Annotated in this window: 12 protein-coding genes; 2 read left to right on the forward strand and 10 right to left on the reverse strand. The window is 40.3% G+C overall.

Annotated elements, in window-relative coordinates; genetic code table 11:
- Positions 1 to 125: 125 nt before the first annotated feature.
- The 5 genes from yqeK to LRA01S_RS07355 form a co-directional block, all read right to left on the reverse strand.
- Complete coding sequence (gene yqeK / locus LRA01S_RS07335; protein ID WP_061774987.1) at positions 126 to 752, reverse strand: bis(5'-nucleosyl)-tetraphosphatase (symmetrical) YqeK; 627 nt, start codon at positions 750 to 752, stop codon at positions 126 to 128.
- Positions 749 to 1,207, reverse strand: a complete 459-nt coding sequence (locus tag LRA01S_RS07340; protein WP_061774988.1) for a GNAT family N-acetyltransferase — start codon at positions 1,205 to 1,207, stop codon at positions 749 to 751. The genes yqeK and LRA01S_RS07340 overlap by 4 nt, the downstream gene beginning before the upstream one ends.
- Positions 1,208 to 1,243: 36 nt before the next feature.
- Positions 1,244 to 1,579, reverse strand: coding sequence for a DUF1622 domain-containing protein (locus LRA01S_RS07345; RefSeq protein WP_061774989.1), 336 nt, complete (start codon positions 1,577 to 1,579; stop codon positions 1,244 to 1,246).
- A 5-nt stretch (positions 1,580 to 1,584) separates the two neighbouring features.
- A complete protein-coding gene (gene metG, locus LRA01S_RS07350) occupies positions 1,585 to 3,597 on the reverse strand; it encodes a methionine--tRNA ligase (RefSeq protein ID WP_061774990.1) in 2,013 nt (670 codons plus the stop codon).
- Positions 3,598 to 3,712: 115 nt separating this feature from the next.
- On the reverse strand, positions 3,713 to 5,539 hold the full coding sequence (locus tag LRA01S_RS07355; protein ID WP_144259892.1) for a Cna B-type domain-containing protein: 1,827 nt from the start codon (positions 5,537 to 5,539) through the stop codon (positions 3,713 to 3,715).
- Positions 5,540 to 5,887: 348 nt separating this feature from the next.
- On the opposite strand from LRA01S_RS07355, the gene LRA01S_RS10945 reads away from it, so the two are divergent.
- Both LRA01S_RS10945 and LRA01S_RS07360 read left to right on the forward strand, forming a co-directional pair.
- Positions 5,888 to 6,043, forward strand: a complete 156-nt coding sequence (locus LRA01S_RS10945) for a hypothetical protein (protein WP_156470230.1) — start codon at positions 5,888 to 5,890, stop codon at positions 6,041 to 6,043.
- Between the two features lie 126 nt (positions 6,044 to 6,169).
- The gene (locus LRA01S_RS07360) at positions 6,170 to 6,997 is read left to right on the forward strand and encodes an exodeoxyribonuclease III (RefSeq protein WP_061774998.1); all 828 of its coding nucleotides are present in this window, start codon (positions 6,170 to 6,172) and stop codon (positions 6,995 to 6,997) included.
- Positions 6,998 to 7,295: 298 nt separating this feature from the next.
- Here the strand turns inward: LRA01S_RS07360 and LRA01S_RS07365 are convergent, their stop codons facing one another.
- The 5 genes from LRA01S_RS07365 to LRA01S_RS07385 all read right to left on the reverse strand — a co-directional run bounded on the left by LRA01S_RS07365 (position 7,296) and on the right by LRA01S_RS07385 (position 11,959).
- Positions 7,296 to 7,652 (reverse strand): arsenate reductase family protein, encoded by a 357-nt coding sequence (locus tag LRA01S_RS07365; protein ID WP_061774992.1) that lies wholly within the window; start codon positions 7,650 to 7,652, stop codon positions 7,296 to 7,298.
- Complete coding sequence (locus LRA01S_RS07370) at positions 7,649 to 8,830, reverse strand: 3-phosphoglycerate dehydrogenase family protein (protein WP_061774993.1); 1,182 nt, start codon at positions 8,828 to 8,830, stop codon at positions 7,649 to 7,651. Before LRA01S_RS07370 ends, LRA01S_RS07365 begins: the two co-directional genes overlap by 4 nt.
- A gap of 75 nt (positions 8,831 to 8,905) precedes the next feature.
- A complete protein-coding gene (gene serC / locus LRA01S_RS07375; RefSeq protein WP_061774994.1) occupies positions 8,906 to 10,003 on the reverse strand; it encodes a 3-phosphoserine/phosphohydroxythreonine transaminase in 1,098 nt (365 codons plus the stop codon).
- 169 nt (positions 10,004 to 10,172) lie between these two features.
- Positions 10,173 to 10,997 (reverse strand): transporter substrate-binding domain-containing protein, encoded by an 825-nt coding sequence (locus LRA01S_RS07380; RefSeq protein ID WP_061774995.1) that lies wholly within the window; start codon positions 10,995 to 10,997, stop codon positions 10,173 to 10,175.
- 152 nt (positions 10,998 to 11,149) lie between these two features.
- On the reverse strand, positions 11,150 to 11,959 hold the full coding sequence (locus LRA01S_RS07385; protein ID WP_061774996.1) for a transporter substrate-binding domain-containing protein: 810 nt from the start codon (positions 11,957 to 11,959) through the stop codon (positions 11,150 to 11,152).
- Positions 11,960 to 12,054 lie beyond the last annotated feature (95 nt).

Raw genomic sequence — 12,054 nt, forward strand, 5'->3', positions numbered from 1 at the left:
TTCTAGTATTTATTTTCATTTATTCGGAATTACTCCTAACCTTGAGTAATTATTTGAAAAAATCATCTTTTTATATCAAAAAGTCCCGACTTTCGCATTTTCCCGCCAAGCACGAACTTGTATTCTTACCTCGACGTTTTGTCAAAGTAAACCCCATAGACCTCCCTCAACCATGGATGTACCACCAATAAATCACTGTCAAACAACTCAGCGATAAAATATTGCGTCGCTACTTCAAGAGACTGATCAAAAGCACGCAACAAGTCTGTTAGATAGGGCGGCGTCCCCTCACCATCCCACTTGACCTTATCCGCCAGACACACCACTTTTTCGAGGTCTGTTGGATTGGCATGCAGGGTCGTATGATAAGTGATGGCAGTCAAAATTTCTGGAGCTGTCACGCCAAAAATGTCTGCTGCAAAATAGGCTGAGAATTTGCCATGAAGGAGCATGGGTACTAAGCGCTCCTCTGGTAGGACGTCAATCCCAAGTTCCTCAGCAAGTGCAACCCGTTGCTGTTCTGGGACTAAACCTCCGATATCATGCAGCAAACCACCTGTAAAAGCTGCAGCTTCATCCAAGCCAAAGCGTTTGGCTAGATTTTTGGCCTCATTGGCAACATCCAACAAATGCCCCCAAAGATAGGCGTGCGTTCCCTGATTAGCATCACAAACCCGCTTAACATCTTCAAACAAATCACCTGTCAAAGACACATTGAAATAGCTATTTTTCACATCATCATATAAAGTCATTTCCTTAACCTCATGATCACTTGATGGCGCAATAATTCACCATTCTCATAAATCGGCTCGGCATAGTGTTCGACAAAATAATTCTTGACCACTTCTACAATTTCAAAGCCGACAGATTCATATAAACCGATCGCATCGACCGTCAAGTCTCCCGTTTTTATCCATATCTCAGCTTGTTTATCACGCGCTTTAATATCCGACAAGGCATGCGTCATCAAGGCTCTGCCAATACCTTGCCTAAAGTGGGCTGGGGCAACAGATACGTTCATAATCTCATAGTGATGATCTTCTGACAATGGCATCAGCACCAACACGCCTAAAATAGCCTGATGACCATTTTCAGCGACAAACACACGCGACTCTGAGATATAAGTGGCGACTATTTCTCGATCTGGATCAGCATTTAACAATAGATCCCACGGTAGGGCTTCGCCCAGTTTCAATTCTCTTATCATCTGCTATACCAAAAATAAGGAGTCTCCTCCTTATTTTTATCTACTCTCTATTTCCTGATCAATTTCCTTACCTAAAAAGTAGGAAATCACGGTCCGAATCACAACTAAAGCTGCTAGTTTACCAATGTCTTCAAAAGTCGGTTTGATGATACTTTCAACAATATCGGCGGCGATCAAAATTTCTAATGAGAAAAGCACATAGGCACCAAGCTCATTTTTGATTGTTCGCAACACACTGGCTTTATCAGCGTGACTCACTTCATTTTTGACAAATTTGACCGTTGCTTTAATCACACCGCAAATCAAGACTAAAACGGCCACTGTACTCATGGCCAGAATCAGCAACTCACAAATTTCAGTGATTATTTTCATGTCTCTTAACCTACAATGCTACCATTGACAACTTCTGGTGCTACTGTCAAGAGGGTCAATTTGCCATCAGATTCTGCTGACAAAATCATCCCTTGTGAGAGCAAGCCCATCATTTTCCGTGGTTTCAAGTTAGCCACAATTTGCAATTTCAAGCCGACCAATTCTTGAGGATCTGGATAGAATTTGGCAATACCAGACAAGATTTGACGGTGGCCTTCATCGCCTGCATCCAGTTCAAATTTCAAGAGTTTATCTGACCCTTCAACCTTTTCAACAGCAATGACTTCCGCAACCTTGATTTCAACTTTTTCAAAGTCATCAAACTTAATGGCTTTTTTCTCAGATACTAAAGTCGTTGCTACTGGATCAAATTCGGTTGCTTCGGCGACTGGTGATGTGGCTTGCATTTGTGCTTTAATATAAGCAACTTCTTCTTCTGCATCCAAACGTGGGAAGATTGGCTCACCTTTGCTGACAACCGGTGCTGTAAATTCATAACCAAATGCCAAGTCTGTTAATTTCGGTTCAGCTGAGTCAAGGCCTAGTTGTGCAAAAATGGCTTGAGATGTTGTGCGCATGAAGGGTTGCAACAAGACAGCAACGATGCGTAAGCTTTCAGCTAAATGATACATGACACTATTTAACTCGCCTGATTTGCTCGCGTCTTTAGCTAAAATCCAAGGTGTTGTTTCATCAATATATTTGTTAGAACGTGAAATGATCGTCCAGATTTCATTGAGCGCAACATTGAATTCCATTTTATTCATTGACGCATGATAGTTCGTGATGGCTGTTTCAATGACAGCTTGTAGTGTACCATCAAAGGCTGTCTGTGTTTCTGGCGTTTGGATGTCACCCGCTTGATACTTGTTGATCATAGCAACCGTCCGGTTAAGGAGATTCCCTAGGTCATTTGCCAAGTCATAATTGACACGGTTAACAAAATCTTCCGGTGTGAAAATACCATCACTACCAAACGGCACAGCACGCATGAGGTAATAACGCAAAGCGTCGAGACCGTAGCGTTCTACCAACATTTCTGGATAAACGACATTGCCTTTAGATTTAGACATTTTGCCGTCTTTCATGAGCAACCAGCCATGTCCGAAAACTTGTTGAGGCAATGGTAAACCAAGTGCCATCAACATGATTGGCCAGTAAATGGTGTGGAAGCGCACGATTTCTTTGCCGACCATGTGGACATTGGCTGGCCAGAATTTGTCGAAATTCGTCGTATCATCGCTACCATAGCCAAGTGCTGTGATATAGTTTGCGAGTGCATCGAACCAAACGTAAACGACGTGTTTAGGATTTGATTTGACCGGCACACCCCAAGTGAAGGTTGTTCGTGACAATGACAAGTCTTCCAAACCTGGTTTGATGAAGTTGTTAATCATCTCATTTTTACGTGATTCAGGTTGGATGAAGTCAGGATGTGCTTCATAGTAGGCCAACAAACGATCAGCGTACTTACTCATCCGGAAGAAATAAGATTCTTCTTTAACACGCTCAACCTCGTGACCACTTGGCGCTTTCCCGCCAATCATCACACCGTTTTCATCACGATAAACTTCAGCAAGTTGAGATTCTGTGAAATATTCTTCATCAGAAACTGAATACCAACCATCATATTCACCAAGGTAGATGTCATCTTGGGCAATCAAACGTTCGAACATATCAGCAATCGCTTTTTCATGATAATCATCCGTTGTCCGAATAAATTTATCGTAAGAAATATCAAGCGTTGCCCATAATTTTTTCATATCGGCAGCCATACCGTCAACATATGTTTGAGGTGAAATCCCAAGCTCATTAGCTTTTTGTTCGATTTTTAAGCCGTGCTCATCTGTCCCAGTCAGGTAGAAAACGTCAAAATCCATTAAACGTTTGTAGCGCGCTAGCACGTCACAAGCAATTGTTGTATAAGAATTACCGATATGTAATTTACCAGATGGATAGTAAATCGGCGTGGTAATATAAAAAGTTTCTTTTGAAGTCGTTGCGTTAGTGTCAGTCAAAGTTTAATCCTCTTTCAAGACGTCAGATGAGACGCCGTATTCCCTCTTATTATACCATATTTTAAAAACAATCGCTATCCAAGAGGATAGCGATTGTTAGTTTATTCTTGTTACTTTAACGTTTCTTTTTGACGTAAACTGTGACCAAAAGAATGATCAAAATTAAACCACCTAGTACCTTCAGCCATAGACCTTTAACCTCACCTGTTTCTGGTAACTGGTCTATTTTCTGAGTTGCTGACGTATTGTCTGATTGAGTAGGTTGACTCGTTTGATCTGTCACAACTGGGGCCTGCTCTTTTGAATGCTGAGTCGGCGGTGTTGGGTTAACCGGTTTTTCTGGATCTACTGGTTTTTCCGGATCTACCGGATCAAGGGGATGATAGGTATTGATAAATGTTGTCTCACCATCATAAACGGGTGTCGCAACGAGTTTTCCCTTCACATCCTCAACATGAACAGTGACTTTCACCTCATGCGCGTCATAAGTCATACCAGCAACTTCACCCTTGACTTCGCTAATCGTATAAACAAAATCACCTGCTTGATCATAAGTCATGGTATCAAAATGAATGGCGCCCTGACCATCATTGGCTTGCGTCTGAAGCAAGTGACCTTCTGCATCTTTTAAAGAAAAGCTAAAATCACCCGCAGCTAATGTTTTCCCATTCAGAATTTTATGTGCCACTAAAACCACAGAAGTCTCTGTCGGTTGATAGGTATTGGTAATGTTGAAGCCATTTGTTGTTGCGATATAGTTAGGAACTGGGACCTCTTTCACATTATAGCGATACTTGACCTGGTTGCTGTCATAATTGGGAAGTTCTCCAAAATCAAAATGCCAATCAGTACTCGCTGTCACCTTTTGTGTCGCAATCTTCACATCATTTTGATAAAGTTCAAGCATAATCGATTCTGGACGCATACCTACTGCGTTATCGTTGTCACGCCATGTTTTCACACCAGCTACTGGAATGTTGGTCGCACTATTACCGCCACCACCATCAATTTGGACATAACTTTCAACAGTTTTAGAGAAGTTTTCGCCAGCTAAACTACCTTGATTATCATATTTTCCTGAGGTATCATCGTCAGTGATGCGACTCAAGTAATTAATATAAACACTACCTGTTAAATCACCAAAGCTAACCTTGAAGTGATGAGCATCCGTCATACTAATCATGCTATCTGGAACTGATGCACCAGCCTTAGCATACCAATTATCTTCCCAACCACTCACATAAAAACCAGAGATTGAGCCATTGACAAGCTCTTGATTGGGCCCAAGTTCATCATGATAAACAGCATTTTTTATCGTTGTATCAAGATTTTCCGAAAAATTAATACGCGCAGTCCAGTGAATGAGAAAAGGATCTTCAGCATCAATGTACCCCCATTTTTTTACTCCTTCATCATCAGCTGGTCTATCCGTCCCTGGTTCAATCTTAACTGTCGATTCCCCAATTGTTCCCCAGTTAACTGGCGTATCCGTATCATACTTAACTTTCGTTCTATCCCAATGCACGGAAAGATTAAAACTACCACTAATATTAGTCGTCTGAGCATTTGCCACAAAGTCTGTGAAAGTAATGACCACTTCTCCAGTCGCAGGATCAGCAACTGCTTTACCAACCGTATGACCCAAACCATCCGAAATGTCAAACTTAATAACATTTTGAAAGCCCAACACTTCTGGTACTTTGACAGTCATTGTATCTCCGGGCTGAATTTCTGTCCCAGCCGGTATTTTAAAAGACCAGTTTGCTACCATTTCATCAAACATCCCAAAAGATTCTTTAGCTTGACCTGCTTTATCCTGTAGCTCTGCCTTTGTAATAAACTGATCTCCCCAATCCTTGACAGCCCTTTGACCCTGCCCATCTCCAAGTGTTGTCGCAAGCGCTACTGAACTTGTATTGATGAGTGATAGTAATAGCACCACGATACCTAATAGACTTTGAAATTTTTTAACATTTTTCCCCTTTAATTATTACATATACCAATGACTTAAACGCAATAAATAACTAATACTATCTCTTGATTTAACGTTACTGAAAATTACATAAAAACATCAAACGTTTGTCAATTCAATAGAATCAATCTATTTTCTATATATTTAACATATATACTGGTAAAGTAGCCTCAACAACTATCCTTTAAATAACGAATAGACATTTTTCAAGTGTGGATTAGACTGTTAAAAATTGAATACACCTAGAAAAAATTATTGTTTTACAAATCAAATGATTTTGCTAAACTTAACTAATAAAAGTTCTAAACTGGAGAAATCATGAATGAAAATTATTCTATCATGCTAACCGTCGGTGTCATGTTGTTCCTTGCGAACTGTTTGATAGGCTTGCATCTCAATAAATGGCTGGTCGCCATCTTCATCTTAGGTTTAGCCTACCTGTCTAAATTTTTATATCGACACTTAAAAAAATAAGCCCCCATCACAAGCACAAGAGATAGTTATCCTTGTCACCTACATCTGCTTTCTCACCACCCACACATTTCAAAAGGCTTTAAAACTTAAAACAAGCATATTTTTGGTATAATATAAGCTATGAAAATGAAATTTATCTCTTGGAATATTGATTCCTTAAACGCTGCCTTAACCAGCGACTCACCACGTGCCCAACTCTCGCAAGCCGTCCTAACCCACCTTGCAAGCTTAGATGCTGACGTCATCGCTTTACAAGAAACCAAACTCTCTGCCAAAGGCCCAACCAAGAAGCACTTAGAAATCCTAGCTGAGCGTTTCCCTGGTTACGCTATCGCATGGCGCTCATCTGTTGAACCTGCTCGCAAAGGCTATGCCGGAACAATGTTTCTATACAAAGAAGACCTGACTGTAACCATTGAAACGCCAGAAATCGGTGCGCCTTCGACAATGGATAGTGAAGGTCGCATTATCACGTTAGAATTTGACAACTTCTACTTGACTCAAGTCTATACGCCAAATGCAGGTGATGGCTTGAAACGCTTAGCAGAACGCCAAATTTGGGACGAAAAATATCGCGACTACCTCTTAGCATTGGATGCTAAAAAACCAGTCATTGCGACAGGTGATTATAATGTCGCCCATTTCGAAATTGACTTGGCACATCCAAATAACAATCGCAATTCACCAGGCTTTACAGATGAAGAACGTCAAGGTTTCACCAACTTACTTAGCGCAGGCTTTACCGACACCTTCCGTCATGTTCACGGTCAAGTGCCAAACGTCTATTCTTGGTGGGCGCAACGCTCTAAAACAAGCAAAATCAACAATGCAGGATGGCGGATTGACTATTTTATTACCTCAGAGCGCATCGCTGATAAAATCAGTGCCTCTGAAATGATTGATTCTGGTGCCAGACAAGACCACACGCCAATCTTACTCGAGATTGATTTATAGGCAAATAAAGAATCCCAATCAGCACGATAGATTGATAAGGTCCAAATATGTATCCCCTCGATTTGACAGTGCTTTGGCAAAAGAATTCCAATTTGGTCAATAAACGGCTTATCTCTTACCAATTTCGAATTGTTTCCCAGAAAGAATACCAATTTGGTATTCTATATCTAATTAATCATGCTACTTGACAATTTATCAAAGTAACATACAAAAATAGGCTATGAACGATTCCGATTAATATCGAAAATCGTTCATAGCCTATTTTTTGCTGGCCTTTTGTCTGGCCACATCTTTATGTTTAGGCTAGCAAGGTTTCGTAATCAGTCCGATAACCGATTTGTAGAATCTTGCCATCTTCATCTAGCAAGATTGGGCGTTTGATCAACATCCCATCAGATGCTAATAAATCTGCTGCTGCTTCAAGTGAGAGGTCAGCAATCTTATCTTTCAAGCCAAGCTCACGGTAACTGATGCCAGACGTATTGAAAAACTTCTTTTTATCAAAACCTGATGTTTCGAGCCATGACAAGATGAGCTCTGCATTTGGTGGTGTTGTTTTCAAATCAATTTCTTGAACCGACACACCAAGCATATCTAATTCTTTATGCGCTCTCTGACAAGTCGAGCACTTTGGATACCAGTAAAATGTTTTCATGATTTTTTGATGATTCTCACTCTCACGATATTGTCTGAGCTATCAAACTCAGCAGCCAGTGCCCGCACTTTTGACTCATCTGACTCATCCAAATCAAGCAAGGTATAGGCATGGTGGTCTTTAGACCGGTTGATGATATTTGAAATATTGATGCCGGCTTCCGACACACGGGTCGAGATGCGAGCGACAATATTTGGGACATTATTGTTAATTAAGGTGATCCGGAATGGTGACGTCAAGGCCTGCTTGACATTCGGGAAGTTGACAGAGTTGATGATTTCACCTGTTTCCATGAAACGGCGAATCGTTTGACCTGCCATAATCGCACAGTTGAGCTCAGCTTCTTCAGTCGAGCCACCCACGTGTGGGAGAACAGTGATTTTCTCTTGATTGAGCAAATCTTCTGTCCCGAAGTCTGTGATATAGCGTTTGACAACGCCTGTTTCAATGGCATCAAACAAGGCTTCGTTGTCAACCAGCTCACCACGCGCGAAGTTGATAATTGTCACGTCTTTACCCATAACATCAAAGGCTTCACGGTTGAAAGTCGCTTTAGTTTCTTCAGTCAAGGGCACGTGAATCGTGATGTAATCACAATTTCTGAAGATGTCCTTGATATCATTCACACGACGAACGTGGCTTGAAATGTTCCACGCTGTCTCAATCGACACATAGGGATCGTAGCCGTAAACGTGCATACCGAGACGATAAGCATCATTTGCGATACGGGCACCAATCGCACCAAGACCAATGACACCGAAGTTTTTGCCTGTGATTTCTGAGCCTGCAAATTGTTTCTTGCCTGCTTCGACTTGCTTGGGTACATCATCACCAGTTAAGGTATTAACCCACTCGTTAGCAGCGATATAATCACGCGCACTCAAAAGTGTTGAAGCAATCACGGCTTCTTTCACGGCATTGGCATTAGCACCCGGCGTGTTGAACACCACAATCCCTTTGTCTGTTGCCTCATCAATGGGAATATTATTGGTCCCTGCTCCGGCACGAGCGATGGCTTTTAGATTTTCTGGAAATTCAGTGCCATGCAAGTTCTCAGAGCGAATGATATAAGCATCGGGATTTTCTTTATGATCACCATCGATCTGGAAGGCATTGCCAAGTTCACGGAGACCGATTTTATTGATATTGTTATAAGTTTTTACTGAAAATGTTGTCATCTACTTGCTTTCTATTTTAACTGAACCATGCGTCACATTTAAAGGACGCAATCAAACGCTAAACGGTAAACAAACTTAAGCTGAATTTCTAGCCTCAAATGCTTTCATAAAGGCTACCAATTCTTGTACCCCTTCAAGTGGAAAGGCGTTATAGATCGACGCACGCATGCCCCCAACTGAGCGGTGACCTTTGATATTTTTAAAATCATGTGCCAGTGCTTCTTTGTTAAACAACTTATCCAAGTCATCTGTTGGGGTCACAAATGGGATATTACAGATGCTGCGGTCTGCTTTTGTTGCAACGGGATTTGAGTAAAACTCAGACTGATCGATAAAGTCATAAAGCAAGTTGGCTTTTTCGATGTTTTTAGCTTGCATGGCGTCAACACCACCTAGGCTTGCCACGTAGTCAAACACAAGACGTGCCATGTAGATGCCATAAGTAGGTGGGGTATTGTAGAGTGAGTCGTTATCCGCTTGGATACGGTAGTCCAACATTGAAGAGAGAACCGGCTCATCGTTAAGTAAGTCTTCGCGAACGATGACAATGGTTACGCCAGCAGGTCCAATGTTCTTTTGTGCACCAGCATAAATCAAGCCAAAGTCAGCGACATTATAACGAACTGCCAAAATATTTGAACTCATATCTGCAACGATCGGTACACCATTTGTATCTGGTAAATCATAAATCGTTGTGCCTTCAATTGTATTATTGGTCGTCAAATGCACATAAGCCGCATCTGGATCAATCGTTGCTGCATCGAAAGTCGGAATATGGTTATAAACTGTTGCTTCTGAAGAGGCTAAGAGCTCCGGTTGGAAGTCGATTGTCTTCGATAATTTAACAGCTTCTGTATAAGCTTTTTTGCCCCATGAACCACCCACGATATAATAGGCTTTTTTCTTTTTTTGTGCCAAATTAAGTGGAATCATAGAGAATTGTAGTGAAGCACCGCCTTGTAGGAAAAGGACTTTATAATTATCAGGAATCGCCATCAAGTCACGCAAACGCAACTCAGCAGCTTTGATAATTTCATCAAACTCGGAGGAGCGATGGGACAGTTCCATAACACTCATACCACTTTCGCGGTAGTCTAGCATTTCTTTTTGTGCTTGTTCCAGCACGGGTTTTGGCAAGACTGCAGGTCCTGCTGAAAAATTGTAAACTGTCATTTGGTAGAAACCTCCGATTTTTTTAGCGATGAGTTCAATATTAAACTCGCCATAATATTTAGAATAAACTAAATATTGATACTATTATATCATATTGTGAAAACTTATACACAAAAATCCCTTATTTCATTGAAAAATTTAGGGATCGTTCGTGTTTTACTTTATTTGGTTATTTTGTTGCTGCTTGCGATAATTCAAAATTTGTCTTGACGAATTCCTCGATTTTACCGTCGGCCTTGAGTTGTGTGATTACCTTATCAATTTCTTTTTTCAGATTACCGGAATCCTTAGGCATGGCAATCGCATAACTATCTGATTTCGATGAGTCAAAGCTAATATCAGTGACAATACTTAAATCAGGATTAGCAGCTACATAGGCTTTAGCGATGGGTTCCTCAAAGACGACACCCGAAACCGTCCCATTTTTTAGTTCATTGATCATTTGACCATTCTTTGTCAAACTAACTAGATTAGCTCCTTTGACTTGCTCTTTCACGATGTTTTCTTGAACCGTCCCTTTTTGCGCAGCAACTTTCTTGCCATCAAATGCTGACAGGCTTTGATAAGTGTCTGTTTGAGACTTTTGAACGATCATGACATTTTTCGCTTTATAATAGGGCGTTGAGAAGTCATAGGCTTTTTGACGTTCAGGTGTTGTTGAAATCCCTGAGATGGCGATGTCAGCCTTTCCAGATTCGACTGATGCAAGCACATTGTTAAAGTCCATGGCTTGAAATTTAACTTTGACACCCAAAGCCTTACCGATTTCATTGGCCAGATCAATATCTGATCCTACGATCGTATTCTTACCATCTTTAATCACCTGAAATTCAAAAGGTGCAAACTCTGGATTCAAGGCAACTGTCAAGGTACCTTTATCTTTGATTTGATCGACATAGTGATTGGGTTCAGCCTTTTTATTTGACCCACAAGCAGTTAATGTAAGCACTGTCGTCGCGGCAACTAATCCTAAAATAACTTTTTTCATTTTCATATCTCGTCTCTTTTCTGTATATTTATTAGTTTATAGTATAATTATACATTAATTCAGATACTTGTCAAGTTTTTTGCATATTTTTTCATTTTTAAGTGAATAAAAATAACATCTATAGATTTGAGGTCTATAGATGTTAGAATTTTAATACATTATTTCGCAGTTTGTGCGAGTTCAAAGTTTTTCTCAACAGATTTGTTGATGGCATCTTTTGCTTTCAATTTTTTGATGACTGCATCAATTTCTTTTTTCAGCTTATCAGATTTTTTAGGCATTGCCACACAGTAGCTATCCGTATCTGATGAGTCTAGTTTGACGTCAGATAAAGCCAAATCTGAATTTGCTGCAATATAAGATTTGCCAATAGGTTCTTCTAAAACAACACCTTCAACAGTACCATTTTTCAACTCATTAATGGCTTGACCAGTTTTGATTAATGAGACAAGTGACGCATCTTTGACTTGTTCAGTCGCGACTTTCTCTTGAACTGAACCTTTTTGAGCAGCTACTTTCTTGCCTTTAAAATCAGCAATTGTTGCAAACTTATCTTGATGTTCTTTTTTCACAACGATAACATTGTTAGCTGTATAGTAACTATCTGAAAAATCATAGGCTTTTGCTCGATCAGGATCAGAAGAAATCCCCGAAATCGCAATATCAGCTTTTCCACTTGTCACACTCGCCAAGACATTGTTGAAGTCCATGGCTTGAATATTCACTTTCACGCCCAAAGCCTTACCAATTTCTTTTGCCAAATCAACGTCTGAACCAACGATTTCATTCTTGCCATCTTTTAACATTTGAAACTCAAATGGTGCGTAATCAGGGCTCAAAGCAACTGTCAAAGTCCCTTTATCTTTGATTTTAGCTAAGCTATCTTTTGATGATGACGACCCACAAGCTGCCAAAGTCACGATTGAAGTCAAAGCAACGACACCTAAAGCTATTTTTTTTAAGTTCATGTTTTCTCTTTTCTGCATATATATTATTTATCAGTATAATTATACATGAATATCATTAGATGTCAAGAATTTCTATAAAGATGATTCTTTGCAGT

Origin of the sequence: Pseudolactococcus raffinolactis NBRC 100932, from assembly GCF_001591765.1 — a bacterium.
GTDB lineage: Bacteria > Bacillota > Bacilli > Lactobacillales > Streptococcaceae > Pseudolactococcus > Pseudolactococcus raffinolactis.